Origin of the sequence: Rheinheimera maricola (assembly GCF_016918075.2) — a bacterium.
Lineage (GTDB): Bacteria > Pseudomonadota > Gammaproteobacteria > Enterobacterales > Alteromonadaceae > Alishewanella > Alishewanella maricola_A.
This window is the reverse complement of record NZ_JAERPS020000001.1, coordinates 437,856-464,845: the sequence shown is the minus strand read 5'-3', so window position 1 is coordinate 464,845 and position 26,990 is coordinate 437,856. Positions and strand designations below refer to the sequence as shown.

Here is a 26,990-nt window from a genome sequence, read left to right as displayed (position 1 = left end):
TTTTGACCACACCAAAATCACATGATAACCTTACTAAATATCAATTGATAAAAAGGTGTATCATGACAGCCTTAGTACGTGAGTTTACCCCCACACTTTACGCCGCACCCAATTTGTGGCAACAGTTGGGTATTGCTGAGCGTGGACCTAAATTATATCAGGCGCTGCATGAAGGATTTAGCTACAGCGTATTTGATAAGCTGGCGACGGTGTCAATGCTGGATAAAAAGCAACTGGCGCAAGTATGTCAGCTGGCTCCTGCCACACTGGCCCGGCGGGCAAAGCTGGGTAAATTTACACAGGAAGAAAGTGACCGGCTACATCGTTTTGCCACCGTGCTGGTAGCTGCGAATGCCCTGTTTGATAAAGATCAAACAGCAGCCAAACGTTGGCTTACAGAGCCGGTGTACGGCCTTGGTGATAAAGCACCGCTGGAGATGCTGGCAACATCGGCTGAAACCCAGGCAATATTAGATTTAATTGGCCGTCTGGAACACGGCGTCTTTGCCTGATGCAGCTGTATCGCTTAGTGCATAACAAATGGGCGGCGCAAGCCTTTGACGGCGAAGGAGCAAAGCTTTACGGCGGACGCTGGAACAGCAAAGGCTTGCTTTGTGTCTATACTGCAGGTTCTGAAGCTCTGGCCATATTGGAGATTCTGGTACATTTAAATAACCGGCAGGCGCTATCGCAATACCGGTTATTTCAATTAACTATTGCCACTGATGATGTACTGTCTGTCAGCCGGGCCAATCTGCCATCTGATTGGCAACAACAACCAGCCAGCACAGCTACCGCACATATTGGCGATAGCTGGTTGGCACAAAACGCCAGCCTGGCGTTATCAGTGCCCAGTGTTATCGCACCGCGGGAAAACAATTTTCTGCTAAATCCACAGCATGCTCGATTTAACAACATTTTGGCCAGTATTAAGCAACTGGACTTCATGCCAGATCCCCGACTCTGTTAATGCTCATCTAAGACAAAATGGGTACCGTACACTTTGTTGTAATAAGCCAAAATTTCATTATGCCGTGCCGGTTCAAACCACTGTAGATGTGCGTCCAGATAATCACGCTGCTGGCTGCGCTCACGGATCGCCGCATTAAACCGTTTCACCAGTGCTTCGCCCTGGGGCGTTGCTGCACACAAAATATACCCATCAGTAAAAGCCGGTGTTTCGATAATCTGGTAACTGACAAACACTTTATCCGTATTATCAGGGCTGAAATCTGCCATGATCGTCGGATATTCCACTATTGCATCAACCCGCTGGCTAACCAACATTTGCGTCATGCCACTTGCCATATCTTCAGCACTGCGCAACCACAAACGCTTTGTACTGGCAAACTGTTGTAATACGTCGTCCAGTTGTGGCGTATAGCTACGCCCGGCCACAGCACCAACCATCAAACGGGGCAGAGAATTCGCTAACGTTGCCATAGACAACCGGCCTGCTTTGGCCAGTTCGGCAATTATTTCCGCGTAAGCAGAGTCCTTAACAACAAACAGTCTCAGGCCAACGGAAAACAATTGCGGGATATCAGAAAAATGTCCAAGCCGGGCGCGCTCCGGCGTATAAATCTTCTTGCCACTGCATGCTACTGGTATTTCCTGCAGCAACTTAAACTGCCGCTCAAAATTAGCTTCAATTTGCTGCGGCGGCTGTTGCGACACCAACGGAAACAATAATGCTGCCGTTGCACCATCAATATCGCGATTTTTAACACCCGAAGTAGTGGCGTTATTGATTGCTTTTAACCAGACAAAAGGCGCGTCGCGTGTAATTGCAACAGTATCAGCCGCCGTTACAGCGCCAAATAAACCGCAAATAACGCAGCTAAACAGTTTTATGTAAAAAGCGCGTCGCATCAGTGCCGTCAATAGGGTTACCTTTTTAATCTGGCCAGCAGGCTAGAGGTATCCCACCGGTTACCGCCCATTTGCTGCACTTCGCTATAGAACTGGTCTACCAATGCCGTTAGCGGTAAGTGGCTACCATTCTCGCGCGCTTCGCTAAGGGCTATGCCCAAATCTTTACGCATCCAATCTACCGCGAAGCCAAAATCGTATTTACCGTCCAGCATGGTCAGCGAGCGGTTTTGCATCTGCCAGGATGAGGCGGCACCTTGTGATATAACCTCGACCACAGCTGCGGCATCTAAACCGGCGTTTTGGGCAAAGTTAAGCGCTTCGGCCAGCCCCTGCACCACGCCTGCGATACAAATCTGGTTAACCATCTTCGCCAGTTGGCCACTGCCTGCCGGGCCCAATAGTTTAGCGCAGCGTGAATAGCTCATAATCGCCGCTTCGGCTTTGGCAAAGTCGGCAGGCTCGCCACCGGTCATCACTGTTAATACGCCGTTTTCCGCGCCGGCCTGGCCGCCTGATACCGGTGCATCTAAAAAGCCGATGCCCTGCTGCTTGGCCGCTTGAGCCAGTTCACGGGCTAAGTTAGCCGATGCGGTAGTGTGGTCAATTAATACTGAGCCCGAGGCCATACCGGCCAGCACGCCCTGTTCGCCGTACACCACCGAGCGTACATCGTTGTCGTTACCCACGCAAAGAAACACCAACGTAGCGCCCTGTGCCGCAGCCGCGGGCGTTTGCGCAAAACCGCCACCATATTGCGCGGCCCATTTCTCTGCTTTAGCCAGGGTACGGTTATACACCGTGACCTGATAGCCTTTTTGCTGCAGGTAGCCCGCCATCGGGTAGCCCATTACGCCCAGGCCGATAAAAGCGACTTTGTTCTCACTATTAATTGACATATTAATGACTTAAATCTGTGACATACTGTGGCGCAAAGCTTACAAAGTTCCGTACACAATGAAAAGCATTTTAACTAAGGGATCCGCATGGCTAATGTGCATCAATACAAAGTAAAAGACGCAGCCGGTAATGAAGTCGATTTAAGCCGCTATCGTGGCAAGGTGCTGCTCATTGTTAATACCGCCAGCCAGTGTGGCTTTACACCACAATATAAAGAGCTGGAACAGTTGTACCAGCAGTATCATGACAAAGGCCTGGTGATCCTGGCATTCCCGTGTAACCAGTTTGGCGGCCAGGAGCCTGGCTCCGACAGCGAGATTCAGCAGTTTTGTGAAATTAACTACGGCCTGAGCTTTCCGGTAATGTCCAAACTGATGGTCAATGGTCCGGAAGCGTCACCATTGTTTGAACACTTAAAAGACAGCGCCCGCGGCCTTATGAAAACCCGCGCTATAAAGTGGAACTTCACCAAGTTTTTGGTAAACAAAGACGGCGATGTAGTTAAGCGCTATGCGCCGCGTACCAAGCCTGCCAGCATTGCGCAATCAATAGCTGACTTGCTGTAAATTTGATCCAGCGCTAAATACCGCCATGTGTTATGCGCTAAGCTGTACGGCAACACAGGGAGAAAAGCCATGAAAGTTGCCGTTTTCAGCGCCAAAAAATATGACCGTGAAGGGTTTAACCAGTGGGCAGACAGCAGCCTACAGTTTACTTACATTGAAAGCCGCTTAAGCAGCGACAGTGCAAAACTGGCTGCCGGTAGCCATGCCGTTTGCGTGTTTGTTAATGACGAATTAAATGCCGCAGTATTGCAGCAGCTGTCTGAAATGGGCATTGAAATGGTGGCGCTACGCTGTGCCGGTTTTAATAATGTTGACCTGGACGCCGCCAAAGCGTTGGGTATTCGTGTCGCACGGGTACCGGCTTATTCACCGGAAGCCGTCGCCGAACACACCATAGGCATGATGCTGTGCCTGAACCGCAAACTGCATAAAGCCTATAACCGCGTGCGTGATGACAACTTTGCCCTCGACGGCCTGCTGGGCTTTAACCTGTTTGGTAAAACAGTTGGTTTAATCGGCACCGGCCGTATTGGCCTGGCCACAGCCCGGATACTGCATGGCTTTGGCTGCCGCTTACTGTGCCACGACATTGTGCAAAACCCGCTGATTGCAGAGCTTGGTGGCCGTTACGTGCCGCTGGCAGAGCTGTACGCCCAAAGTAATGTTATCAGCCTGCACTGCCCGCTCACGCCCGACACCAAACACCTTATTAACCACTACAGCATAGGTAGCATGCAAGATGGCGTTATGCTGATTAACACCAGCCGTGGCGCCTTAATCGACAGCAAAGCGGTTATTGCCGGCTTAAAACAGCGCAAAATTGGTTACCTTGGGCTGGATGTGTATGAGCAGGAAGCCGATCTGTTTTTTGAAAACCTGTCTGAACAGGTAATAGACGACGACGTGTTTAAGCGCTTACTTACCTTCCCTAACGTGCTGATCACCGGCCATCAGGCATTCTTTACCCGCGAGGCACTGCAGGAAATTTGTCAGGTAACCAGTGATAACTTACTGGCTTTTGCCAGCAACACCGCAACCGGCAACGAGTTAGCCAATTAAAAAGCAGCCTTACGGCTGCTTTTTTTTGCATAAAACATAGCGTTTAATGGCCTAGTCTTCCTGCATTTCGTTAATCAGGGTTTCTGCCAGCTCTTCCGGCATTACCACTACACCCGGGCCGTCGGCATCCGGCAGAACTGCGATAGCCAGTTCGTCACCGTTTAAGCCCGACGTCCACTTGTCCAGCCAGGTATCAACATCTACTGCCTGGGCGGTACAATGTTGCCATTCACCTTCAATCCATTGCTGTGCCAGCTCAGCATGTGGCCATACCGGAATACAACGTTCATCTTCGGCGCTTACCAGCACAAAGCCTTCTTCGTCGGTTAAAATCCAGATTTTCTCCAGGTCAGCCACTGCCTGAATAAAGTAGGTATAACGCTGCTCTGCATCTAAAGCGGTAATGCGTTTGATCTCGTCAGCGGTTAATTGATATTCCATGATAGGTTCCTGTTAAGCAAATCAGTAATGCTGCTAATGATGACGGATCCGGCAGCCTTTTACCAATAATAATTACGCCGACAGCGCATTAGCCAAGCCAATCAGCAGCGCATAACGGCCGGCTTTTCCCAGCAAAACCAACAACAAAAACAGGCCAAAACGTAGCTTTAACATGCCGGCTATTAAGGTTAGCGGATCGCCCACCACCGGTAACCAGGCAAACAATAAACTCCAACTGCCAAAACGCTGAAACTGCAGTTGTGCCCGGTCCATAGCAGCGGCGGAAAATGGAAACCAGCGCTTATGCTGAAAATGCAGCAATTTACGCCCCAGATACCAGTTAACACAAGAGCCCAGCGTATTACCGGCGGTGGCCGCAACAAACAACCACAAAGGGCTGTAACCCTGCTGCAGCAATGCCAGCAGCAGTACTTCACTGGACGCCGGAAACAATGTAGCGGCCAACAGGCCGCTACAAAATAACGAAAAATATACCAGCATTAATCAGCCAACCAGCACCTGCCACAGCAACCGCAGCCATATAGCCCACAGCACAGCACAGCTGAGTAAAAACACATTAAAGCGTAAACGCACTGTGTTGCTGCCGATATGCACCGCTGTATGCAGCACCCGCAACAACACATAAGCCGCGCCCAGCGCTACATAGGCTATGTCTGCCAGCCCAAGTTGCAGGGTAAACAACACACTGAACAAGTACAGCATCGGCATTTGAAACTGATTATCAAAGTTGCGGCTGGTAGCAATTACCTGCTCGTTGGCGCCGGTCAGGTTCATGGTTTTAAATGCCGCTACGCTTATTTCTTTATTTTTAGCCGCGCGAATACGACGCCGGCCCATCAACACCATTACCACGCTGGTGAGCAATACCTGCACAAATACCGGCAGCAATATCAGTTTTTCCATCTTATTCTCCAAATTTAGTCCGCACAGAGCTTAATGCAGCAAGGCTAAAGATGCCAGCGTCTTAATTCTGTCATCTGAAGCCTTTATATTTTATTAGTGGTTACGGTTATACTGCGTTGTGTTTTTTTAACGTGATGACGTCATGGCGCAATTATATTTTTATTACTCGGCAATGAACGCCGGTAAGTCAACCTCTTTACTGCAAAGTGCATATAACTATCAGGAAAGAGGCATGACAGTAGCTATTTACACCGCCGCACTGGATAACCGTTTTGGTTTGGGCAAGGTCAGCTCGCGGATTGGTTTGGCAATGGATGCGCATATTTTTGATAACAGCTTTAACTTTATCAATCATGTGCAGCAGCTTAAAACGCAAGGACGGCTGGATTGCGTGCTGATAGACGAGGCCCAGTTTTTATCCAAAGTTCAGGTGCGCCAGCTAACCGATGTGGTAGATAAATTAAATATACCGGTGTTGGCCTTTGGCCTGCGCACCGACTTTTTAGGCGAAACCTTTGCCGGCAGCGAAGCGCTGTTAGCCTGGGCCGATAAATTAGTCGAGCTGAAAACCATCTGCCACTGTGGCCGCAAAGCAAACTTTGTGGTGCGGCTGGATGAACACGGCAACGCCGCCACTACCGGCTCGCAGGTGCAGATAGGTGGCAATGAAAGTTATGTTTCTATGTGCCGCGAGCATTTTAAAGCCCTGGTTTGGCAGGATAAACAAACGGAGTAACAAATGAAAATTCTCTATGGTGTGCAAGCTACCGGTAACGGACATATCAGTCGCGCCCGCGCTATGGGGAAATATTTGGCGAAAGCCGGCGTGCAGGTAGATTATATGTTCTCCGGCCGCCCCGCTGACCAACTGTTTGATATGCAGCAGTTTGGCAACTATCAGCTAAAACGCGGCTTAACCTTTGTTACCCAAAACGGCAAAGTAAATTACTGGCAAAGCTTTTGGCAGGCGCAAATCCGCACCCTGCAACAAGATATCAAGGCGCTGGATCTCAGCCCCTACGACCTGGTACTCACCGACTTTGAACCGGTAACCGCTCAGGCGGCAAAGCAGCAAAATAAAGCCAGCTTTGCCATTGGTCATCAGTACGCGTTCTTACATGACATCCCGATGGAACACGCCAATCTGATGAGTAAACTGGTGTTTAAGCATTTTGCACCGGCGCAATATCAACTGGGCCTGCACTGGCATCATTTTCACCAGCCTATCCTGCCACCTATTATTGATGAAGCAGACCACAGCGAAGATGTTCAGGCCGGTAAAGTGTTGGTGTATTTACCCTTTGAAGATCAGCAACAGGTTATTGCCATGCTAAAACCGCTTAGCCAATACCGTTTTTATCTGTATGGCCCGGGACTAAGCAAGGCCCAATTGGGACATATCCACACCCATCCACCGGCGCTGCAGGCGTTTAAAGCCGATTTAGCCAGTTGCAGCCATGTACTGAGTAACGCCGGCTTTGAGTTAATCAGCGAAGCGTTGCAACTGCAAAAGCAAATACTGGTAAAACCGCTGCACGGCCAAATGGAGCAGGAATCTAACGCCCTGGCTTTACAGCAACTGCAACTGGCCGATCGCAGCAATAGCCTCAGTACTAAAATTGTTGCCAATTGGCTTAATGCACCAGCCAACACTAACACCGTGCAATACCCCAATGTCGCCAGCGCCATCTGTGATTGGCTACTGCAAGACACCCCAGACAGCATAGCGACACTGAGCAAATCGCTCTGGCAGTAGCCGTGTTGCTGTTTTTGCCAACAGCGTTAAATCAGTTATAGTAAAGTCTGATCACAGAGCGAGTGCTGTAATGACGGAACGAACTGTAACCTTGCCCCACTTTTGGGGCTTGCTGGATGCCTTACCTATCGCCCTGCTTTATAAAGAAAACACCAAAGCAGAGGTGTTTGCTAATGTAGCGGCATTGAAACTACTTCAATTGCCGGCCAATAAAGCTGTGCTCTCGGTATCAGACTTACAGCATATAAAATTGCTCTGCCCTGCCAAACAACAAGCCTTTAACTTACTACACAACCCATTGCTGCAGGCACTTAGTGGTACCGCACTGCAACAACCCGTTGCCTTGGAACATTGCTGCGACACCTTGTTACTACACAGTACCAGTGTCGCCTTGTCCTTTACCTTGCACAACAGTATTTTGGTGACGCTGCAACCCATTAATAACATAGGTGATATACCTGTGTTACCTCAAGCTGTAGCCGATACGTCAGAATTGGAAGAAGCGCTGGCCTTTGACAAACTTATGTCGCTTATTTCTACTCAGCTGATTAATGTACAAGACAATATGCTAGATCAACATATTGAAGATGCGCTGGCGGCCGTTGGTGAGTTTTGCCATGCTGATCGAAGCTATGTTTTTCAGTTTAACAACGACGTCGACGAAATGAGCAATACCCATGAATGGGTGCGAGCTGGCATCTCAACACACAAAGCACAATTACAACAAATACCCGAAGCGGCGCTACCGTATTTTTGCCAACAGCTCAAGCGTGATTTGGTGTTTGCAGTAAATGAAGTTGCTAAGCTGCCCGCAGAGGCGGCAGCAGAAAAACAAGAGTTCGATGCAGAAGACATTCAGTCAGTGTTATGTTGCGCCATGCTAGCAGACGACAAGTTGATTGGTTTTGTCGGTTGCGATATGGTTTCGCGCCAGCGTAACTGGACCCACAATGATCTCAGACGTATGAAGCTGGTCGGTGAAATGATAGCTAACACGCTGCAAAACGTGCGCTACCGCCACTCGCTGCAAAATATGCAACAACAATTGCTGCAAGCCAATCTAGAACTGCAGCAACAAGCATCCCAAGATGGCCTCACTGCTATTGCCAATCGCCGACAACTTGACACCAGCCTACAAAATGAATTGCAACGCTGCGCCCGCAATTCACTCCCCATGGGCCTACTGCTGTTGGATATTGACCGATTCAAGCTCTATAACGACCACTATGGCCATCAAGCTGGTGATGATGCCTTGAAGCAGATTGCTCAGCTGTTACACCAGCAGACCAAACGCCAGGGCGAGCTGGCTGCCCGCTATGGCGGAGAAGAGTTTGCGCTTATTTTGCCTGGCAGCGATATTCATGCCTGCAAGAAAATGGCTGAGCAAGTACAACTAGCTCTGGCGAAGTTAGCGATAAAACACTCAGCGTCAGATATTGCCAGCAACATTACAGCTAGTATAGGCGTAGTGAGTATGGTACCGGATAAAACCAACAGCAGTAGTGACTTCATAAAAGCAGCCGACCAAGCCTTATATCAAGCTAAAGCTAATGGCCGCAACTGCTTAGTCATTCACACTAATGGGTAACATCAGTTAGCTTACAAGATACCCGCTTTTTGGTACGCTACAAAGCGGATGAATACTGATAACGAATGCTGCGTATAATCAATACGTGCTTTATTATGATCCAGAAAAGCCCCGGCAATTTCACCATCCTGAACCTGGTAGCTGCGTAATTCCTGCATCAGTTGCTGCAAAAACACTCTAACGCCAATGTAACGGTTGACGTCGCCCACAGCATGTAACACCGCTAAATAAGATAAAATACCCTCGGCACGGCATGCCACAGGAGTATTGCGACCAAGATAAACGCGGTTATTAAATATCTCATTATATAAATCATGCAGATATTGTAAGCAGAACCGCACTTTTTGCTCAGATCCCTCGGTTTTTATTGGCAAATAATGTTTTATCATCACTTCTAATGCTTGCATCAACCAATGGTCTTGCGTCATTTTATTTTTGTCACGAGTGTCGCGCAGCGCGATAGTCAAACGATATGCCGTCTCGAAATCGCCCGCGGTACATAACGCTAATGCCGCTTCACCGGGGTAATATTCGGATACAAAGTCTGTAGCTAAACCTAAATAGGGGTCAAATTTTGAAAACTTGATCGCACCTTCAGGCGTCAAAAAGAAATGCAAGCCAGCAAGTAAGCCTTGCTGCAATAGCGGATCCTGGCCTGCAAAGCTGTCAAAAGCCAAATACGCCAACGCATTGCCGCCAAGTTTGGCGATTGCTTTTCTATCCAGTATAAATAACAGCTCAGCGTCCGCTTCCGGCGAGTTACATTTGACAATTTGTTGCCGGGCAAACTCTAGCGCTTTTAAGCACTTTTGCTTCGTTTCTTCATGTTGTTCAATACGCAAGAAAGCCGCCATTGCCCAAACGGAACCACAATGGCGTAGCATATTGTAGGGCTTATTGACTAAATGCTTGCCTTTAGCAGAGCGTAAATACACAAACTGTCCATCATCTTGCACCTGTCGCGCTAAATATTGGCAAGCCGCTTTAGCAACAGCAAATTCGTCGTTTACTATCATTTATAATAACGCCGTGGTTCTGCACGATCATTCGTCACGCCATACAAGTGAACAGGTCGGTTTAGCATTTGCCCGCCGTCACGCGCTAACGGGATCCACGGGATCTGTCCCGACCCCTTCGCTGATTTAAACGACAGCAAATCAAATGGGATCTTGACGTAAAACCCCTTAGTAAAACTGCCCTCACCGTATTCTTCAGCAGTTGCATTGCTCAATGCGGCATAGGCGCCAACAACAATGCCGCTATCAAAACGGCGGCCGATATCAATATTTACGCCAACGTCTTTAGCCAGATAACGTCCTGCGCTAATGGTAAACAAGGTATCTTCAATAAACTTTGGCTCCCAGTATAACGATACAAAACCCGTTACAACGGAATAATCGAATAGTTTATATTCACTGTTATAGTCACGTTGTCTAACGTAGTTTAGGTCAGCGCCTATCGCAAAATTACTGTTCACCGGGCGGTACAGTATTTCGCCCCCTACGCCAGCAAACATTGTCTCCAGATAACCCGCGTAAGCCTGGGCATACCAATCTTGCTGCAATCGTTCACGGTAATTTACAAACAACCTATCCAACGTAAAGTGACTGCGCGTTACATACTCACGCGAATAAGTACGAACTCGGGGTAACGTTGAATTTTGCGTATCCACTTTGAAGTTAAACTTATCAAAATTCTCCAGCAAGGTTGTTTTCATTACCCCCGTTACCGACAGAGGCTCAGAAAATTGATATGACAACGACGACAAAATGCCGCCTTGATACATAAAAAATGCTTCGGGATTACCCAGCATTTGCATCCAAAACGGCTGAAACGCATAGTTAAAACCATGATCCAAGGTAGTAAATTGCCAATCTACCTCGTCCATAGACGGAGCTTTGCGAACATAAACAGAGCTAACAGGCGCATCCAGAGATTCATAACGGGCATAAGATCTGAACTCTTGCGCATTAAGCACCACTTCTGTGATGGGCATTTCCAGCTCTTCAATGATAATGCGATAGTGGCTAACATTATCTGGTGCATAGTTGGCTAGTACCCGGCCAATACGCTCAATAGATACATCAAACTCACGGAATGCCTGTTGCTGGCCACGGATAATAAGCTCATCACCTTCAAGCCTGATCCCGGTGGTAACAAAACCAGCGCGATAATAAAGTTGGTTTCTAAGCGGCGTGCGTTTGAATCGTTTCGACGACAAGCCCTTTTCGTTTACCTCAGGCGCTGGGCTATCGAATTTCGGAGTACGTATAGTATTGAAATTTGAGCCAACAGAAACACCAAATGCCACAGTATTGCCACGCTGATAGCTTAAATGAAAATCAATATTGTCATAGCTATACACCAGACCATAATTGAACTCACTATCCTGTACTATGCCGCGGGCGCGATCTTTAGTGTAATTATTACCTTCATACTCGACTTTTAACTTCAAAGGTTCCCAAGGCGTCTGGTATTCCAAACCAGCAAAAACAGAAGCCGGGCCTTTGTAAAAACGTTGATAATCAATCATGCCACCGCGGCCAGAAAATCCGCCTGGGCGCTGACAATAAGCATCGCTAAGCTCACAAAACGGGTTGCTGATATTGCCACCTGAACCGAGGTACCCCCAGCCCATACCTACATGCAAATCAAAAGGTCCAATACGCTTGCTTGCAGCGACATACTCACTTTCAAAAAAGCCGGTGCCACCAAAATCACGCCAGCCGACACTAACCTGAGGCAGATAGTAACTTTCTTGCCACAACCTTAACTTTACATCGATGCCTTTGTCTTTTAGCGTCTGATCACCACTAAACTCTGGATAGGGGCTATATAAGCGTGTACGTACATCGGTGTAGCGCACCGTTGTTTCCAGCCATGGAAATAATTGTATGCTAGCACTCCAAAAGCGATACTCTTCTAAATCATTGTAGTTAAGACTAAAATTGCCGGCCGGAGCCATCCTTGCTGTCGGAGTCTGAAAAATACCCACACCGCCATGGCTAGCCTGACTGTAGTCATAATCCTGTGCCAGCGTAGCGGGAGCAAACAAGGCAGAAAACAAAATGCCGGGAAAAATTACTTTAATCATTACATTTATACTCATGTCCTAGCGGACCCAGTTGCGCAGCAGCAAAAGTATCTGTTGGTTAATGGCCTCACTATCGCTGCCCAAAACAGACGATGTAAAAGGCACGTAAAGCATACCGCCTGCGGCCAGTTCAACCGGATGCTTGTTCCAATAGGCTATGCCGACTTTATGCCACTCTGCCCCACTAACAGACCAGTAGGCCCAACTATTGTCAGCAGCATCAGATGCAAACTGATCACGCACTTCGTGCAGCCACACAGTCTCGCCCGGCTTAATGTCAACTTGCTGCTGGGTCACCGCAGCAATTAATAGCAGCTCTGGTTGGACGGCTTTAGCACTGAGATAAAAACGCTGGTCTTGCAATAATGGATTAGATCTTTTCACATGTCGTGCGCGTTCAAACTCAATAGGCAGCTCAATTCTTCTGCCAACGCGAACACCAGCCAGCCAGGCTATAAAATCCGCTAACTGAGCTTTTTCGGCAGACTGGCCAGGCAAACGGCCTAATTGATTCATCAATGTGGCCATAAGTGCGTGTTTTTGCTGCACCACTTGCTCTGACTCGAGAAAAAGACTTGCACCAGGCCAATAGACTAATTCTGGTTGCTCAATGTGCTGCAATACTTTCGCCAGCGATACTGGCTGAGCAAAGGTATGCTGTTTGCCATTTATTTCAACGTAAGTTTCAGCGCTGGCACTTGTAACAGCAGATAAACCGATAACAGCAAAGACAAAAGCTAAGGTAAGTCTCATTTATTGTGCTCCGGATTTTCTGCCAAAATACGATTGGCACTGCTGAGAAAAACGATCGTTACAGCATCCGGCATACTGGCCAGATGCTGCTTAGTTTGCAGCAACTCGCCCGTTTTCAGGTCAAACCAATATAGATTAACAAAAGCAGATTTATGCCGTGGAGTTACGGTTTCTGTCAGCAAGATGGTAGTAAAGCTGTGACCTAATAAGCTTAAGCTTTGCTCAGCGCCAAGTTTAAACTGTGCCTGATTCAGCTGCGCAGGTAAGGTGTTAGTTTGTTCGACAAACTGCCAGCTAGCGCCATCCAGCCCGGTATAAGCGTGTTGCAACGGATCTTCGGCTAAATTATCCACATGTAGTAAGTTGTCAACAAAACCCGCCGTGCGGACAATCCGCCCGTTAGCAAATATTAGAAAACCGTTGTCTGCAGAGATAAATTTATGCTGGCCGTTTTCAACAAACGCCAGCGCCATAATGGCGCGCTTATCTGCAAAGGAAACTTGAATAACATCGTATTTACTGGCAGCAACAAAGGCCCGATCGGGCTCTGCTGCCTTTGCAGATTGAAGCAGTAATCTGACGTTTTCTTTATAGACATATAAGGTACCACTGCAGCCAATAAGACTACTCAGCACTAACAACAACAATATGCGCCTGAACATTAAAGCACCTTAAAGAAAAAAACCGCCATTAAGGCGGCTTTTTAAATACAAAAGATTAGAACGTACCAGTAACCGTAACAGGCACTGTTGTCGTCGTCGTGCTTGTAGTCGTAGTCGTTGTAGTGGTTGTGGTTGTTGGTACACACACACCGCCTACTAACACTTCGCCTTCATCACAATCGTCGTCATCGTCATCATCATCGTCGTCGTCGTCGTCGTCGTCGTCGTCGTCGTCATCGTCATCGTCGTCATCGTCATCACCAACAATGCCTCTGCCCTGACCATCACAAAAAATAGTACAAGCAACAATACCGCCTACAGTACCAGCAGCAATAACTTCAGGAGTAATGTTTTGGCTAGCATCATTTGCCGACGCACCATCAACATTTAGTGCCTCAGCCTGCGGTACACCTAGCGCAGCCGCAACTGCAACTGCGATTAAAAGTTTATTCATACTTTAATCCTATAACCCAAATAGTAAACTGTGAGAATGTTATCCCAAATTTAACACCAGTTCAAGCATTCAGGACAACCAGGCCAAGTTTATTCTCAGCCCCTAAGCTCGTTAATATCAACTACATTTGTTGCTATCGCACCCTGTTCGGCTGGCTCGCTACTGCGTTGTAAGCTAGTCCTGGTGGCCAAGATCAAATCGCAACTTTGCCCTGAATAATGAAAGTCTGTAGGGGCATTTTTAACAATTTCGATAATCCGACCAACATCATAGTCATTACAGGCTTCGCTTAACTCTTCTAACAGCTGTAACATTGCAGTCCAGTCTAACATCACTTCATCAGCCGCCATAATGCGCGGATGCTCTGTACCTCTTACATTCTCACCAATAAGTAATTCTTCATACAGTTTCTCTCCTGGACGTAAACCAGTGTACTTTACTTCGATATCACCGTTGGGGTGCACTTCATCTTTAACCTCAAGCCCCATCAGGTGGATCATGCGTTTGGCTAAATCGGCGATTTTAACCGGCTCGCCCATATCCAGTACAAAGACATCACCGCCTTTGCCCATGGCCCCGGCTTGGATCACCAGCTGCGCAGCTTCGGGTATAGTCATAAAGTAACGAATAATGTCTTTGTGCGTTACCGTTACCGGACCACCCTTACGAATTTGTTCGCGAAATAGCGGCACCACTGAACCACTGGAACCCAATACATTACCAAAGCGCACCATCGAAAAACGTGTTTTGCTTTGTTGCCTGGCCAAAGCTTGCAATACCAGTTCAGACAAGCGCTTTGACGCTCCCATCATGTTGGTTGGCCGCACGGCTTTGTCGGTGGAAATTAGTACAAAGGTTTCGACACCCGAAGAAATAGCAGCTTCAGCCGCATACCAGGTACCAAAAACGTTATTGCGCACGCCCTCGACAATATTATATTCAACCAGTGGCACATGTTTGTAAGCTGCTGCATGGTACACCGTTTGTACCGCAAAAGCCGTCATAACAGTTTGTAAGCGCTGGCGCCGCTGCGATGTACCCATTACGGGTATCAATCTTACATCCAGCTCTTGCTGCGCGATTAACGTAGCAAGCTCTTGCTCAATGTTGTACAAACTAAACTCTGATAACTCAAACAACACCAACACTTTTGGCTGATAACAAATAATTTGGCGGCACAGCTCCGAGCCAATAGAGCCGCCTGCGCCGGTTACCATCACCACTTTATGTTGAATATTGGCCTGCATTAATTTTGTTTTTGGCGCGACAGGATCGCGGCCAAGCAGATCTTCAATCTTTACATCTTGTAATTCATCTATTCTCATAGAGCCATCAACCAAATCGCTCATTCCCGGAATAGACTGCACGGGGATCGGTAACTCTTCTAATGCATCTAATACCTCGCGCCGACGTGCCCGGCTAACAGAAGGCAGCGCCAGCAAGATCCGGCTTATGCCGTGCGCTTTTATTAAACTGGTAATTTGCGGCGGAGCCCCCACAGGGATACCCAAAATGGTTGAGCGTTGCAAGGTTATATCATCATCAACAAACACCACCGGATGATACTGTTCACCGTTCATTAACGCCTGAGCCAATTGACGGCCAGAAGAGCCGGCACCATAAATCAGCACTCTGGCCTTGTGGCCATTGTTACGCTGTACCAAAAACATGCGGGCGAGCAAACGTAGCCCTCCCGACGTTATCAAAGCCAGCAAAGAATAAACAAAAATCAAACTGCCTTTATCGGTAATACCAAAAGCAGCAAATAACAGCGACAATAACATGGCACTACTGACTATACCGGCTAAAACCGCTCCCAAAGCGTGTTGGCCAATATAGCGGATAACCGCTCGGTACAAACCCAGCTTGGTGAAAATGAGTAAGGTCACTGGCAAACTCAAACAAAATACCAGCAATATCAATTCAAGCTCTGATACTTTGTCAGCTTGGGTAAGTAAAAACGCCGTAATCAGTGAAAAACACATGAAAACGATGTCTACACATACTGATATCATCCGTTTGAAAGAACGTGGTAAGGCCAATAACCAGCCCAACATGGCATACTCCAGAATTTTATTTTTGTTAAACCCGCATCAAAGCAAGACCACTATTATAGTCGCTTATTAAGCTTTGTCCGCAGCAGATGGCTCAACACTCAGCACCACAGTCTGCAGCCATTGCCGGAAATCAGCCCCCAGCTGTTTATCTCTTAAACCATACTCAACAAAAGCACGCAAATAGCCCTGCTTGTTACCACAGTCGTGGCTGCGACCAACGATATGATAAGCATTAACTGATTGTTGCTTCATCAAAATAGCAATAGCGTCTGTTAATTGTACTTCGTCACCGGCGCCAAGCGGCGTTTGCGCCAGCGCTGACCAAATCTGTGGTGTAAAGACATAACGACCAACCACTGCCAGGTTTGACGGCGCCTCTTCTACTGCTGGTTTTTCGACAATTGCCGTCATATTAACCGACTGTGCCGCCTGCATTACATGCCCGGCCACGTCTGCCACACCGTAGCTACTAACATGTTGCAAGGGTACCGGCTCAACCATTACCTGGCTAATATCTGTCTCAGTGAACATTTTGCACATCTGCGCCAAATTATCGCGCTTTAAATCGCTATCGTAGCCGTCAATTAACACATCAGGCAGCACCACAGCAAAAGGCACATCGCCTACCAGGGGTTTGGCACAAAGCACTGCATGGCCAAGACCTTTAGCTTCGCCCTGCCGCACATGCATTATCGTCACATCTTTTGGGCAAATGTTTTGCACTTCATCAAGCAACTGCCGTTTTACCCGTTTCTCCAGCATCGACTCAAGCTCGAAACTTTTGTCAAAGTGGTTTTCAATACTATTTTTTGAAGAATGCGTAACCAAAATAATTTCTTTGATGCCCGCTGCAATGCACTCTTGCACCACGTACTGAATTAGCGGCTTATCTACGACGGGTAACATCTCTTTGGGTATTGCTTTAGTGGCAGGCAACATCCGCGTGCCTAAACCTGCTACCGGTATTACTGCTTTTCTTACTTTACTATTAATATTCATTGTTTTATCACACTCTCGCCGCGACCAATACCGTAGTAAGCAAAGCCTTTACGTTGCATACGTTCTGGCTCAAATAGGTTTCTGCCGTCAAAAATTACCGCGTGTTTTAACTGGGCTTTTATTAAATCAAAATCGGGCGCTTTAAATTGCTGCCATTCGGTGCAGATAATTAACGCATCAGCACCTTTTAATGCCGCTTCTTTTGTACCAACTAGAGTCAAATCATCCCGCACACCATACACACGCTGGATCTCTTCCATCGCTTGTGGATCATAAGCCTGCACATTGGCACCCGCCTGCCACAACTGCTCCATAAGTTGACGGCTGCTCGCCTCGCGAATATCATCCGTTTTAGGTTTAAAACTCAAACCCCAAATCGCAAAAGTGCGCCCTTGCAAGCTATTATCAAAATGTCGCTGCACCAATTGCATTAGTTTTTGCTTTTGTCTAACGTTGACCGCTTCCACTGCATACAACACTTCTGGTTTATATCCATGCTGCTCAGAGGTACGGATAAGGGCCTGTACGTCTTTCGGAAAACAAGAACCACCATAGCCACAACCCGGGTAGATAAAGTGATAGCCAATCCTCGGATCGGCACCTATTCCGCGACGCACGGCTTCAATATCTGCACCCAGCAGCTCAGCCAAATTGGCCATTTCATTCATAAAAGATATTTTGGTTGCCAACATACAGTTGGCGACATATTTTGTTAATTCAGCAGAACGTACGTCCATAAACATTAGTTTTTCATGATTACGGTTGAACGGTTCGTACAGCTCGCGAATAGTGTCACGCGGTCGCTCGTCATAAGTACCAACGATGATCCGATCCGGCCGCATACAGTCAGATACTGCAGCCCCTTCTTTTAAAAACTCCGGATTAGATACCACATCAAACTGAATATCTTGTTGGCGCTGCCGCAACCCGTGTTGAATCAGCTGCTTTACTTTGTCGGCAGTTCCTACCGGTACGGTAGATTTATCAATAATCACTTTAGGTGTTTCAATGTACTGAGCAATGGTGCTTGCCACTGCCAGAACATATTTTAAATCTGCCGAGCCGTCTTCATCTGGCGGCGTACCCACTGCTATAAACTGCACTTCGCCATGAGCAACACCTGCTGCGGCATCAGTGGTAAATTCTAAACGCCCGGCGGCAACGTTAGCCTCAACCAGAGGTGTTAACCCAGGCTCATAGATGGGAATAATACCTTGTTGTAATTGGCTAACCCGGTCTGCGTTAACATCAACACATACCACATGATGTCCGACCTCTGCCAACACAGCCGCCTGCACCAACCCCACATAGCCAATACCAAAAACCGTTACCTTCATTACCTATCCTTTTATGGAAACCGTTTAACCAACTGGCAAACTAGCACGACTTCAGGCTTGGTTAGCTGGCTATAATAGCATTAATTCCCAGTTGCAAAAAAGCCTGCGCCAGTGCTTGTTTCGCGGCAACGTCACCGTGCACTATACGCACTAGCTTTGGTTTATGCCGCATACGTGCCACAAAATTTATTAACCCCGTTTTATCAGCATGAGCTGAATAACCGCTTAATGTAATAATTTCTGCGGCCACTGTAATACGCTCATTATCTATATCGACATAACCGCCGCTGGGGCCAAACCGCTGAATGGCAGCCCCCAGGGTGCCCCTTGCCTGATAACCAACAAATACCACTTGATGTGCGCTGTCAGCCAGTAAGGCCCGTAAATAGTTCACTACCCTACCACCTTCGCACATACCACTGGCCGCGATAACAATAGCCGGCTGCTTGCTACGGGCCAAAAACTGCACCAAATCTAAATGTTGCGTATGGCTTGCAACGGTGTGTAACTGGCTAAAACTTAACGGATGCCGGCCCTGCTTTAAGCGCTGCTTAGCTTCGTTATCCCAACAGTCCTTTAGGGCAGCATACGCCTCGGTGAAACGCGCGGCCAGGGGTGAGTCGACGATAATTTGCAGCTCATCCCAGCGCAGGTTTTGATGAATTTTCTGGCCGCGCAATCGGTGAATTATTGCCTCCAGTTCGTACAATAACTCCTGAGTGCGGCCAATACTAAAAGCCGGAAACAGCACAGTACCGTTATCCCGCAATGAGTGCAGCAATACCTGCTCCAACCGTTTAATGCGTGCCCTACGCTTTTCATGCAAGCGGTCACCATAAGTACTTTCTATCACTACTTCATCGGCAGCATAAGGCGCGCGGGGCGCTGGCAACAACGGCGCGTAAGGCGCGCCTAAATCACCGGAAAATATTGTTTTATAACCTTTTTTACCTGGCGTATTGTGTTGCAATTCAACATAGGCAGAGCCCAAAATGTGGCCTGCCGGTTGAAACCTCACATTCATTGCAGCCGCACCCGCAGCTGGCAGCGCCTGCCATTGGCCAAATTCACATGGCACCAACTGCCGGCGCACCTTAGCCAAAAACGCCTGTATTAATTTTTCATCACGGGTAACGCCAACTTTCAGCGCATCTTCCAGTACTAGCGGCAATAAAGTTGCAGAGGCGGTAGTGCAAAAAATAGGCCCGTCAAAGCCGGCGGCCAAAAAATACGGAATTCGACCAACATGGTCAATATGCACGTGGGTGACGATTAGTGCGCTGATATGGTTGATAGCAAAATTAATCTGTGGCGAGCCTGCAGAGCCTGAGCCAGATAGCTCCGCGCCCTGAAACAAGCCGCAATCGATCAGCACAGCATAGTCATCGGCAATGCGATACTCATGGCAAGAGCCGGTAACACCATCTACCGCGCCATGATGAATAAAATGCGGCTTATCATAAAGTTGCATATAAAGTCCTTTTCAATCCTTTCCAACTTCAAATCCCCCAAATCCCCTTTTACCAAGGGGACTTAACTGCACCCTCTATTGTAAAGAGGAGGGGAAGGGGGACGTTGGGCGGCTATTTTCTTACCCTGTCCCCACTGCCCTTACCTGCTACTGTCATAAAAATATATTTAAAGTAGTCCGCTACCGAAAGCTGTGCCAGCATTTTTGCGTCTGTTTCAGCCAGAAGCTGCGGGGTCGACATATCAATATCATTTACCTGCGCCAGGCCGGTAATACCGGGCCGGGCATTTAGTACACCGCGCTGTTCGCGCTCGTTAATTAATTCTTGTTGATTAAACAGGCAAGGCCGCGGCCCCACCAGGCTCATCTCACCTTTTAATACATTCCACAGTTGCGGCAGTTCATCTAGCTTGGTTTTACGCAAAAAGCCACCGAACGGCGTAATGGCGCTGCTGCTTGCCAAGTGGCTGGCAACATGGGCCGTATCCAGCTTCATAGTGCGAAACTTTACCAACACAAAGGGCTTTTTATTGCGCCCAACCCGCTGCTGCAGAAAAACCGGCGAACCGGTATCAAACAAACCAATAAGCGTCAAAATAACCAGTACTGGCAAGGTTAGCAGTAAACCTAGCGCCGCAAAAACCACATCGAATAACCGAAAAATCATAACCCCTCACCAACACCATTACATAGATAGGCCGCATAGCTTTACTCACCCGGCAGCACGAACATTAAAATTAACTTAGCGTAACGCCGACAGCTGCCGCTCTGGTCGCGCCCTGTTGCAACTATGGCCGGCAATAGTTTGTATTAACTGATAAAAACTGCAGGGTTGCTGCGTATCATCGTTGACATAACGGCCATAACGGATAAACGCGGCGTAAGCTAAGCGGCCAATATCAACTTCAGCACCTGCTTGTGCGCGCAGCTGTAAACGTCGCGCCGGAACGGGCAGCATATCCTGTGTTAAACCCCAGCCGGCATAAAATGGCATACCAAAAACATACACCGGTTTTTGCCACAGCAAGGCTTCAAAACCTACTTGCGACGTGACTGTTAACACTGCACTGGCATGCTCTAATAACGCCACCACATGCAGGCGTTCTGATATTAACTGTACGCCGGCAAGCTCTGTAGCGGGCAGATTAGCCAGGTAGCCTTTTTTCTTACCCGCAACAACGTCAGGATGAGTCTTAATAACCAGCTGATAGTCAGCGAAGTTTGTTCTGGCAAACTGCAACATGGTACGAAAGCTGTCAGCATTGGCAAGGCCATAGTGCACCGATGCATCATTAAATGTCTGGTCGATTAACAACACATAGGGTTTATCGGCTATCAGCTGGCAATCAGGGCTATTGTTATATTTCGACACCCTATGCTGGCGCCACAATAGCGGTAAGGCTTGTGCTTCAACGTGCTGTGCATTATCTAGCGGCGTCACTATTAATTGCTCTAACCGGGATGGCGCCATCGCATCGTAATACACACCTAAATCGTCGACCACCATACCGCAGGGAGCAGAGTCAAATCCCTGACCAACCGAGCGTAAAAAGGCGTCTTCCAGATAACAGATTGGCAATTGCAGCGCTTTGGCGCAACGCTGTGCCTTTTCTGCCGAGGCTTTTCGTCCCCAGGCTAGCATAGTACGTTTTCCTGCCAACCACGGCGGACAAAACCAACTGGGCAAATAACTCACTTTGCCTTGCAAAAAGCTAGCTAACGCCGGCGTTTTGGCCAGTGCACGGCTTAGCGTAAGGTAAGACTTAGCGGGCACAGTCGTCTCCAAACTGCCAGCTAGCCAATTGCTGCTGAGCCTGCTGAAGCAGCTGCTGTTGCTTGTTACTGTCTGCCGCCAGGCTTACTATTTCATCCAGCCAGCGCTGCGGATCCATTGGCAAGACTATACCTGACTGTTTATCTCGTACCGCCTGATAAATGGCGCTATCGGCATAAATACCCACAGCACCGGCGGCTGTGATGTCAAAAAACTTAGTCACCGAACGCGCTAAATTAAATGGCAGCGGCAACAGAGGTGCCAAGCCAATATGGTAGCGCTGGCGCTGTAGCAAGGCCTGATAGCTGGGCCAGCTCATAGGGTACAGCACCTGCACCCGGGCCATGCCACGATACAAGGCGGCTATTTTTTTGTCGGCAATAATCTCGAAGTTAAGCTCAGGCATACGCTGCAGTGCCGCTTTAACCACAGGCAGCAACCAACGTGCTTCGGCCTGATGAGACGAAGAACCATGATAAAACAAGGTAACAGGTGGCTTAGCCAAAAGCGGTAAACACGGAATAGCACACAGCTGTTGCGGTTGCCACTGCTGATACTTTTGCGCTAAATATTGATTGGCCACCCACAATTCGCCCTGCAAACGCCGTAGCCAGGGTACGGCGCGATAGCTCAAGCGCCATAACTTCAGCCGATAACGCCAGGGCATGCCCGCGCTTGATGCCGGGTCGAGAATATCATCGTCAATAAACAGCACCAGTTGTGCCAACGTCGAGTGATGTTGTGTTATCCACTGCCGCCATTGTGGCGGAATATAGCGGACAAAAATCAAACAGCACCCAGCTAGCTCATGCGCAGCTGGCAGCTGGGTAAAACTTAACCGTTGCACTTGGCACTGCTGCTGTTTTAATAGCGGTAAAACAAAAAAATCTGAGCTGGGGTTAGGCCGTTCTTCTACCAGAATAACGCGCTGCACCTTTACTATTGCCATGGTGCTTTAACCTTTAACTCACGGCCAAGACTAAAATCGGCCCGCTGATAATTTAAATTCGGGTTATAAAAGGGATCATGCGACATCAGGTGCGCCCAGCGCCGTCGCATATACTCGGCTTCACGTTTGGCACGCTGTGCTTTTTCCGGTGTAGAATCTTTACCGCGTGACACCGACTCATGATGATATAACTCAGCATAAGCGTTATACACAACACGATAGCCCGCTTCGCGTACCCGTAAACAATAATCAACATCGTTAAACGCCACCGCCAACTGCTGCTCATTCAGGCCACCAAGTTGCAAAAACAATGGCTTGGGTGTCAACAAACAGGCGGCAGTCACCGCAGATACTTCCTGCGTGGCCACTGCGCGCTTCATATAGCCGGCTTCATGCCTGGCAATTTTACTATGTAAGTGATCAGCACAACCGCCCGGCCCAACCGTATCACCGGCATGCTGCACACGCCCATCTGAATACAACAACCGCGCACCAACTGCCCCTACCGCAGGTTGCTGTAACGTGGCGACCATCTCATCTAACCATTGCGCCGAAATAACCTCCGTATCATTATTCAACAAACAAATCAGTTCACCGTCAGCATGGTTAACGGCAAAATTATTGATAGCGGCGTAGTTAAATGGTTGGTCATAACACAGCACCTTGACTCTTGCGTCGGCAGTTATCTGCTGCATGTACGCCAAGGTATCTGAGCAACTACTTTGATTATCGACAATCAACAGCTCAAACGACGGATACTGGGTCTTATCCAGAACACTGTTAACACATGCGGCTAATAAGTTCAGCATGTCGCGGGTAGGCACAATAATACTTACCAGCGGTGTACTGCTGCGCTGATAGCTTACCCGCACAGTCTGATGCGCACCTTCACTTACCGCTGCCGCAACACCAAGCCGCTGCAAATGCTCGGCAACAGATGCCGGCTGCGCTGGCGCAGGTGGCAGCGTATCATGCCACAATACCGCCGCTATATGCTCAGGCGCACTAGCGCCATCCAGCTGCTCTGCCAAACGCAGCACCAAGCGCTGCCCCGGCCTATCACGCTGCCAGTCAGACTCCAGCCAGCCACAATTTAGCAACGCCGGCACCTGGCAACACACCACATCACCAATGTAATGCGTGCTACGCAACAGCTCTATTGACCAATCGGGTTTAAACTGCGGTCTGCGTCGATGAGGCATTAAATAATCGCTGTCGCTGTAGCTAAAGGGTGCTGATGTACCGCAAAGTGCCCACCAGGCACCTGACCATGCTGACAGCACCGCGCCAGCTCTTAGCAGCAACACTCTGCCGTCAACAGCCAACCATTTAGCTAGTGCCTTAGCATCCCCGCAGGCAACAGATGTTGGTATATCTACGTTAAGCCCAGTGTTAATAGTAAGCGCAAATACATTCGATAATGCTATTTTTGCCTTGGCAACGCTGTCTATGCTGGTTTGCCACAGTGCGGCCGATAGCGTGGCATCACCATAAACAACGACCACTAGCCTGGGACGCGTTGTCAAATATTGCGCAATGCGGGAATGTGGCTGAGCATGTTCAGCTTCATGCAAACGTATCCAAGCAGCATAAGGTATGCCAGCGTGCCACGCTCTTAACTGGCAAGCCTTTCTGTATGCGGGCTCTAAGCCTTCAAATACGCTAGTCCAACCTAATGCAACGCCTCGGCGACGCGAGGCTGGCTGGCGGATAAATGTTAATGCTAACCGACGCGTCATGCGCCAAACACGTTGCATTGTTGTCAATTTAGTCAATTGAAAATCACAGCGGTACAAGGTTAAATCTTTCGCTGAAATTTGCATGCTTAAGCCAGAATAGCCCGCGGGGACATAGAACAAATCTAACAGCCGTCCTTTTAACGTCAGAGGCAAATGCACTAGCAAGCCGGCAGCAGAATGCACGCTAACAATACGTTTGCGGCCCTCTATTACTACCTCACCTTCAATACTGTACCAGCCTGGCCCTGCTACCTTCAGCGGGACCACAATCCTATCCTCTGCTATCGACCAGCCATCATCACGCCGCTGTTGCTTAGGCGTTAACGCTACAACCTCCGCAGTGGTTAACGCAACTACCTGCATTGTTGCAACTCAGCGCGAAACGTTTCAAGCGTTGCGGCAGCTGGCAAGCTACCGTACAAAGGTTTAATCATCTTTATCTCTTAAAATGTAGCGCGTGAAAGTAACAGGTGAAAATAAGCCTGAAAGTGTCCGGCATTGCAGTCCGCCGATCGTTGTAATAAAGTGCTGCGTTCAGCCAGCGCCATATCACTCAACTTACCCTGCATCACCTCAGCCAGCGAATAATCCGCCACTGGCGCTCTAACAATAAAACGCTCGTTGGTCTGGCATATTATGCAATCAGGTGATAATGCCGATACCACCTCAGGATCTACGTTACCGGCAGAGTGCACTATGCTAACTTTGCCATACAACCGTACCAGATAATTTAACATACTATAAGCTGACGATGCACCAAAGATCAGGCAATGCTGTGCCGTCAACGCCTTACTGTTTTCAAACAGCATCACCCGGCCAAAATTAGGCAAGCCGTTGTCATAACGTAAATACTGTTTGTAATTCACATTGCTCAACAGCATTTCGCTGGCCGCTTGCGGCGGAAACAGTTTATTGCCCAGATCACCACACACGCTGCGTTCAACATATTCATCGGCAGCAAATTGCGCTTCAACTTCAGATACCGCCAGCCCAAGTCGCTGTGCCAGCAATACCGTTACTGTCATCGCCGCGTGATGTGTCCAGTGGGTATCGGTATAACGAAAACTACGCTGCTCCGCTTGCGCTAATTCAGCCGCCGGATACAGCACGGGTGCCTGAGCTGGCAAAAACTCCAGCAGCTGCTGCACAGGGGGTTTACCGGCACGACGGTGCGGGTAATACTCTGGGTAAACCATTTCTTTTGTGGGAGCAAGCAATAGCACAACATTGTCGCAACCGGATAACGACGATAGCGCGCTTACATAGTCATGCCAGCTCTGCAATGTTGGCTTGTCCAGGCTCAGCTCACCGGTAAATTGCGCCACACTTTGGTTGGTATCGTTATCCAAAAATAGCCACGGCGCAGTACCATGCAATACTTTCATCGAACTCTCAATGCGCAGTTCAACAAAATCATACGCGGTGCTACCAAGCATAAAGCCAACAATTAGCTCGCTTGTTTGCGCCGGCAATTTGCAACTGAAACCACATTGCAACTGGTTGTGCGCCACCGGGTTTTGCCGCAACACCTTTTCCACTACATCAGCACGTTTAACGTTTAAGTCGCAGTAATGCAGGCTATCACCCTGGCGCACATACATTTGCGCGCTAAGCAAAGGTTGTTGCAACAGCCAGCCCTGAAACCGCAGCCCTTGCTGCAACTGCTCCAGGCTAACCTTAGCGTCAGGTTGCGGAAAATCTAAACACCAACGAATAACGCCAGGAGCCGAGGCCCGTAAATGCCTGCTTTTTATTACATAACTAGTCAATTTATTTCATCACTCTGGCAGCGAAACACAGTCGCCCTGCGTCAGCATCTCGCGTAAAGCATCAAACACCACCGCGTGGCCTTGATCATTTAAATGCACACCATCGCCGGCATCATACTGCGGGTTGAGGCGGTTGTCCTGTTGCAGCGCATTATACAGTGACACAACACAATCTGGCAGCTGTTGTAGCAATAAACGGTCAAATTCTTGTAGTAATGCGGTGCGAGAGGCTGATAACGAACGCGGTTGGGCCGACATCACTACGCTAGCAACACCGGCATCGGCCAAAACCGACCGTATTAGCATAATATTTGCCACACTTTCATTTGCCGACCAGCCAAGCGCCGCATCATTGCTGGGATAAGCAATAATGACTAAATCCGGCTGCAACGCCAGTGCCTGGCTAACATTATGCGCATTATCTGGTGCTGGTCGACTATCGGCAGTTAAACAATATTGCGCTAATCCCTGGTAAGTCGTGTGGCCACCTTTGGCAATATTCGTTACCGCCCGGCCGCTGCTTTGTTGCCAGGCACTAAACTGGCCAGCCCAGCTTAGCGACCCTTGGCTGGCACCAGCGCCTGCAGCTGACGACGAGCCCATAATCACGCTGCTAAAGCCATTTGGCAGCGCCATAGGTTTAACTGGAGTGCTGTACTGTGTAATACCACACTGCGTTAAACCGTTTACCGGCGGGGCTGGTGTCACTATCACCCCCGGTGGGTTGTCAACATTAGCGCTGTCTGGCGCTTCGTCAGTTGCACCGCATCCGGTAACGCTTAATACAATACTACTAAGTAACACACGCAACATAATCGCTGCCATT

The 26,990-nt window shown here is 48.5% G+C and carries 27 protein-coding genes; 7 read left to right on the top strand and 20 right to left on the bottom strand.

All coding sequences use genetic code 11. The annotated features are described in order from the left end of the window. The first annotated feature begins 62 nt into the window (after nucleotides 1–62). Entirely contained in the window at nucleotides 63–512 is a 450-nt protein-coding gene (parS, locus tag I4W93_RS02135) for a type II RES/Xre toxin-antitoxin system antitoxin (protein WP_205310076.1), read from the top strand. Beyond that, nucleotides 512–970 (top strand): RES family NAD+ phosphorylase, encoded by a 459-nt coding sequence (locus I4W93_RS02130; RefSeq protein ID WP_205310077.1) that lies wholly within the window; start codon nucleotides 512–514, stop codon nucleotides 968–970. The genes parS and I4W93_RS02130 overlap by 1 nt, the downstream gene beginning before the upstream one ends. Here I4W93_RS02130 and I4W93_RS02125 read toward each other — a convergent pair. Together I4W93_RS02125 and I4W93_RS02120 are read right to left on the bottom strand one after the other, a co-directional pair. Then, nucleotides 967–1,884 carry a transporter substrate-binding domain-containing protein gene (locus I4W93_RS02125; protein WP_205310078.1) on the bottom strand — a complete coding sequence of 306 codons (918 nt, stop codon included), beginning with the start codon at nucleotides 1,882–1,884 and terminating at the stop codon, nucleotides 967–969. The two genes, I4W93_RS02130 and I4W93_RS02125, sit on opposite strands and share 4 nt — an antisense overlap. A gap of 5 nt (nucleotides 1,885–1,889) precedes the next feature. Continuing rightward, complete coding sequence (locus I4W93_RS02120) at nucleotides 1,890–2,771, bottom strand: NAD(P)-dependent oxidoreductase (RefSeq protein ID WP_205310079.1); 882 nt, start codon at nucleotides 2,769–2,771, stop codon at nucleotides 1,890–1,892. Between the two features lie 87 nt (nucleotides 2,772–2,858). Between I4W93_RS02120 and I4W93_RS02115 the strand changes: the two genes are divergently transcribed. Together I4W93_RS02115 and I4W93_RS02110 are read left to right on the top strand one after the other, a co-directional pair. Then, nucleotides 2,859–3,338 carry a glutathione peroxidase gene (locus I4W93_RS02115; protein WP_224673220.1) on the top strand — a complete coding sequence of 160 codons (480 nt, stop codon included), beginning with the start codon at nucleotides 2,859–2,861 and terminating at the stop codon, nucleotides 3,336–3,338. A 69-nt stretch (nucleotides 3,339–3,407) separates the two neighbouring features. Further along, nucleotides 3,408–4,397: a 2-hydroxyacid dehydrogenase gene (locus I4W93_RS02110; RefSeq protein ID WP_205310080.1), complete on the top strand. Its 990-nt coding sequence runs from the start codon at nucleotides 3,408–3,410 to the stop codon at nucleotides 4,395–4,397. A 51-nt stretch (nucleotides 4,398–4,448) separates the two neighbouring features. On the opposite strand, the gene I4W93_RS02105 is transcribed toward I4W93_RS02110, so the two are convergent. The 3 genes from I4W93_RS02105 to I4W93_RS02095 form a co-directional block, all read right to left on the bottom strand. Continuing rightward, nucleotides 4,449–4,838, bottom strand: coding sequence for a DUF2750 domain-containing protein (locus I4W93_RS02105; protein ID WP_205310081.1), 390 nt, complete (start codon nucleotides 4,836–4,838; stop codon nucleotides 4,449–4,451). A gap of 72 nt (nucleotides 4,839–4,910) precedes the next feature. Beyond that, the gene (locus I4W93_RS02100; protein WP_205310082.1) at nucleotides 4,911–5,339 is read right to left on the bottom strand and encodes a YqaA family protein; all 429 of its coding nucleotides are present in this window, start codon (nucleotides 5,337–5,339) and stop codon (nucleotides 4,911–4,913) included. Nucleotides 5,340–5,342: 3 nt separating this feature from the next. Beyond that, nucleotides 5,343–5,762: an MAPEG family protein gene (locus I4W93_RS02095; protein WP_205310083.1), complete on the bottom strand. Its 420-nt coding sequence runs from the start codon at nucleotides 5,760–5,762 to the stop codon at nucleotides 5,343–5,345. Nucleotides 5,763–5,904: 142 nt separating this feature from the next. Between I4W93_RS02095 and I4W93_RS02090 the strand changes: the two genes are divergently transcribed. The 3 genes from I4W93_RS02090 (at nucleotide 5,905) to I4W93_RS02080 (ending at nucleotide 9,106) form a co-directional block, all read left to right on the top strand. Continuing rightward, nucleotides 5,905–6,498, top strand: a complete 594-nt coding sequence (locus I4W93_RS02090) for a thymidine kinase (protein WP_205310084.1) — start codon at nucleotides 5,905–5,907, stop codon at nucleotides 6,496–6,498. A gap of 3 nt (nucleotides 6,499–6,501) precedes the next feature. Beyond that, a complete protein-coding gene (locus I4W93_RS02085; RefSeq protein ID WP_205310085.1) occupies nucleotides 6,502–7,518 on the top strand; it encodes an MJ1255/VC2487 family glycosyltransferase in 1,017 nt (338 codons plus the stop codon). Between the two features lie 70 nt (nucleotides 7,519–7,588). Next, nucleotides 7,589–9,106 (top strand): sensor domain-containing diguanylate cyclase, encoded by a 1,518-nt coding sequence (locus tag I4W93_RS02080; RefSeq protein WP_205310086.1) that lies wholly within the window; start codon nucleotides 7,589–7,591, stop codon nucleotides 9,104–9,106. 11 nt (nucleotides 9,107–9,117) lie between these two features. On the opposite strand, the gene I4W93_RS02075 is transcribed toward I4W93_RS02080, so the two are convergent. The 15 genes from I4W93_RS02075 to I4W93_RS02005 form a co-directional block, all read right to left on the bottom strand. Beyond that, nucleotides 9,118–10,122 (bottom strand): hypothetical protein, encoded by a 1,005-nt coding sequence (locus tag I4W93_RS02075; RefSeq protein WP_205310087.1) that lies wholly within the window; start codon nucleotides 10,120–10,122, stop codon nucleotides 9,118–9,120. After that, nucleotides 10,119–12,200, bottom strand: coding sequence for a YjbH domain-containing protein (locus I4W93_RS02070; RefSeq protein ID WP_205310088.1), 2,082 nt, complete (start codon nucleotides 12,198–12,200; stop codon nucleotides 10,119–10,121). The genes I4W93_RS02075 and I4W93_RS02070 overlap by 4 nt, the downstream gene beginning before the upstream one ends. Before the next feature lie 18 nt (nucleotides 12,201–12,218). Then, a complete protein-coding gene (locus I4W93_RS02065) occupies nucleotides 12,219–12,953 on the bottom strand; it encodes a capsule biosynthesis GfcC family protein (protein ID WP_205310089.1) in 735 nt (244 codons plus the stop codon). After that, nucleotides 12,950–13,615, bottom strand: a complete 666-nt coding sequence (locus I4W93_RS02060) for a YjbF family lipoprotein (RefSeq protein WP_205310090.1) — start codon at nucleotides 13,613–13,615, stop codon at nucleotides 12,950–12,952. Before I4W93_RS02060 ends, I4W93_RS02065 begins: the two co-directional genes overlap by 4 nt. Before the next feature lie 55 nt (nucleotides 13,616–13,670). After that, the gene (locus tag I4W93_RS02055; protein WP_205310091.1) at nucleotides 13,671–14,069 is read right to left on the bottom strand and encodes a hypothetical protein; all 399 of its coding nucleotides are present in this window, start codon (nucleotides 14,067–14,069) and stop codon (nucleotides 13,671–13,673) included. Nucleotides 14,070–14,164: 95 nt separating this feature from the next. Beyond that, the gene (locus I4W93_RS02050; protein WP_205310092.1) at nucleotides 14,165–16,126 is read right to left on the bottom strand and encodes a polysaccharide biosynthesis protein; all 1,962 of its coding nucleotides are present in this window, start codon (nucleotides 16,124–16,126) and stop codon (nucleotides 14,165–14,167) included. Between the two features lie 66 nt (nucleotides 16,127–16,192). Further along, nucleotides 16,193–17,125: a UTP--glucose-1-phosphate uridylyltransferase GalU gene (galU, locus tag I4W93_RS02045; protein WP_205310093.1), complete on the bottom strand. Its 933-nt coding sequence runs from the start codon at nucleotides 17,123–17,125 to the stop codon at nucleotides 16,193–16,195. Continuing rightward, on the bottom strand, nucleotides 17,122–18,462 hold the full coding sequence (locus I4W93_RS02040; protein ID WP_205310094.1) for a UDP-glucose dehydrogenase family protein: 1,341 nt from the start codon (nucleotides 18,460–18,462) through the stop codon (nucleotides 17,122–17,124). The genes galU and I4W93_RS02040 overlap by 4 nt, the downstream gene beginning before the upstream one ends. Nucleotides 18,463–18,523: 61 nt before the next feature. Then, nucleotides 18,524–19,933 carry an MBL fold metallo-hydrolase RNA specificity domain-containing protein gene (locus tag I4W93_RS02035; protein WP_205310095.1) on the bottom strand — a complete coding sequence of 470 codons (1,410 nt, stop codon included), beginning with the start codon at nucleotides 19,931–19,933 and terminating at the stop codon, nucleotides 18,524–18,526. A 112-nt stretch (nucleotides 19,934–20,045) separates the two neighbouring features. Then, nucleotides 20,046–20,600 carry a sugar transferase gene (locus I4W93_RS02030; RefSeq protein WP_205310096.1) on the bottom strand — a complete coding sequence of 185 codons (555 nt, stop codon included), beginning with the start codon at nucleotides 20,598–20,600 and terminating at the stop codon, nucleotides 20,046–20,048. A gap of 75 nt (nucleotides 20,601–20,675) precedes the next feature. Then, the gene (locus I4W93_RS02025; RefSeq protein WP_205310097.1) at nucleotides 20,676–21,707 is read right to left on the bottom strand and encodes a capsular polysaccharide export protein, LipB/KpsS family; all 1,032 of its coding nucleotides are present in this window, start codon (nucleotides 21,705–21,707) and stop codon (nucleotides 20,676–20,678) included. Then, a complete protein-coding gene (locus I4W93_RS02020) occupies nucleotides 21,697–22,656 on the bottom strand; it encodes a glycosyltransferase family protein (RefSeq protein ID WP_205310098.1) in 960 nt (319 codons plus the stop codon). Before I4W93_RS02020 ends, I4W93_RS02025 begins: the two co-directional genes overlap by 11 nt. Beyond that, nucleotides 22,647–24,758, bottom strand: a complete 2,112-nt coding sequence (locus I4W93_RS02015) for a glycosyltransferase family 2 protein (protein ID WP_205310099.1) — start codon at nucleotides 24,756–24,758, stop codon at nucleotides 22,647–22,649. The genes I4W93_RS02020 and I4W93_RS02015 overlap by 10 nt, the downstream gene beginning before the upstream one ends. A gap of 80 nt (nucleotides 24,759–24,838) precedes the next feature. After that, on the bottom strand, nucleotides 24,839–26,164 hold the full coding sequence (locus I4W93_RS02010; protein WP_205310100.1) for an alginate O-acetyltransferase AlgX-related protein: 1,326 nt from the start codon (nucleotides 26,162–26,164) through the stop codon (nucleotides 24,839–24,841). Between the two features lie 9 nt (nucleotides 26,165–26,173). After that, nucleotides 26,174–26,989 carry an SGNH/GDSL hydrolase family protein gene (locus I4W93_RS02005; protein ID WP_205310101.1) on the bottom strand — a complete coding sequence of 272 codons (816 nt, stop codon included), beginning with the start codon at nucleotides 26,987–26,989 and terminating at the stop codon, nucleotides 26,174–26,176. Nucleotide 26,990: the final 1 nt, after the last annotated feature.

What these genes read in the sequence shown, in the direction of transcription:
- I4W93_RS02085 (WP_205310085.1), top strand. Translation starts at nt 6,502, where the DNA reads ATGAAAATTCTCTATGGTGTGCAAGCTACCGGTAACGGACATATCAGT.
- I4W93_RS02115 (WP_224673220.1), top strand. Translation starts at nt 2,859, where the DNA reads ATGGCTAATGTGCATCAATACAAAGTAAAAGACGCAGCCGGTAATGAA.
- I4W93_RS02020 (WP_205310098.1), bottom strand. Translation starts at nt 22,656, where the DNA reads ATGGCAATAGTAAAGGTGCAGCGCGTTATTCTGGTAGAAGAACGGCCT.
- I4W93_RS02075 (WP_205310087.1), bottom strand. Translation starts at nt 10,122, where the DNA reads ATGATAGTAAACGACGAATTTGCTGTTGCTAAAGCGGCTTGCCAATAT.
- I4W93_RS02110 (WP_205310080.1), top strand. Translation starts at nt 3,408, where the DNA reads ATGAAAGTTGCCGTTTTCAGCGCCAAAAAATATGACCGTGAAGGGTTT.
- parS (WP_205310076.1), top strand. Translation starts at nt 63, where the DNA reads ATGACAGCCTTAGTACGTGAGTTTACCCCCACACTTTACGCCGCACCC.
- I4W93_RS02005 (WP_205310101.1), bottom strand. Translation starts at nt 26,989, where the DNA reads ATGGCAGCGATTATGTTGCGTGTGTTACTTAGTAGTATTGTATTAAGC.
- I4W93_RS02040 (WP_205310094.1), bottom strand. Translation starts at nt 18,462, where the DNA reads ATGAAGGTAACGGTTTTTGGTATTGGCTATGTGGGGTTGGTGCAGGCG.
- I4W93_RS02055 (WP_205310091.1), bottom strand. Translation starts at nt 14,069, where the DNA reads ATGAATAAACTTTTAATCGCAGTTGCAGTTGCGGCTGCGCTAGGTGTA.
- I4W93_RS02070 (WP_205310088.1), bottom strand. Translation starts at nt 12,200, where the DNA reads ATGATTAAAGTAATTTTTCCCGGCATTTTGTTTTCTGCCTTGTTTGCT.
- I4W93_RS02065 (WP_205310089.1), bottom strand. Translation starts at nt 12,953, where the DNA reads ATGAGACTTACCTTAGCTTTTGTCTTTGCTGTTATCGGTTTATCTGCT.
- I4W93_RS02030 (WP_205310096.1), bottom strand. Translation starts at nt 20,600, where the DNA reads ATGATTTTTCGGTTATTCGATGTGGTTTTTGCGGCGCTAGGTTTACTG.
- I4W93_RS02095 (WP_205310083.1), bottom strand. Translation starts at nt 5,762, where the DNA reads ATGGAAAAACTGATATTGCTGCCGGTATTTGTGCAGGTATTGCTCACC.
- I4W93_RS02035 (WP_205310095.1), bottom strand. Translation starts at nt 19,933, where the DNA reads ATGCAACTTTATGATAAGCCGCATTTTATTCATCATGGCGCGGTAGAT.
- galU (WP_205310093.1), bottom strand. Translation starts at nt 17,125, where the DNA reads ATGAATATTAATAGTAAAGTAAGAAAAGCAGTAATACCGGTAGCAGGT.
- I4W93_RS02105 (WP_205310081.1), bottom strand. Translation starts at nt 4,838, where the DNA reads ATGGAATATCAATTAACCGCTGACGAGATCAAACGCATTACCGCTTTA.
- I4W93_RS02100 (WP_205310082.1), bottom strand. Translation starts at nt 5,339, where the DNA reads ATGCTGGTATATTTTTCGTTATTTTGTAGCGGCCTGTTGGCCGCTACA.
- I4W93_RS02090 (WP_205310084.1), top strand. Translation starts at nt 5,905, where the DNA reads ATGGCGCAATTATATTTTTATTACTCGGCAATGAACGCCGGTAAGTCA.
- I4W93_RS02130 (WP_205310077.1), top strand. Translation starts at nt 512, where the DNA reads ATGCAGCTGTATCGCTTAGTGCATAACAAATGGGCGGCGCAAGCCTTT.
- I4W93_RS02080 (WP_205310086.1), top strand. Translation starts at nt 7,589, where the DNA reads ATGACGGAACGAACTGTAACCTTGCCCCACTTTTGGGGCTTGCTGGAT.
- I4W93_RS02015 (WP_205310099.1), bottom strand. Translation starts at nt 24,758, where the DNA reads ATGCAGGTAGTTGCGTTAACCACTGCGGAGGTTGTAGCGTTAACGCCT.
- I4W93_RS02050 (WP_205310092.1), bottom strand. Translation starts at nt 16,126, where the DNA reads ATGTTGGGCTGGTTATTGGCCTTACCACGTTCTTTCAAACGGATGATA.
- I4W93_RS02060 (WP_205310090.1), bottom strand. Translation starts at nt 13,615, where the DNA reads ATGTTCAGGCGCATATTGTTGTTGTTAGTGCTGAGTAGTCTTATTGGC.
- I4W93_RS02120 (WP_205310079.1), bottom strand. Translation starts at nt 2,771, where the DNA reads ATGTCAATTAATAGTGAGAACAAAGTCGCTTTTATCGGCCTGGGCGTA.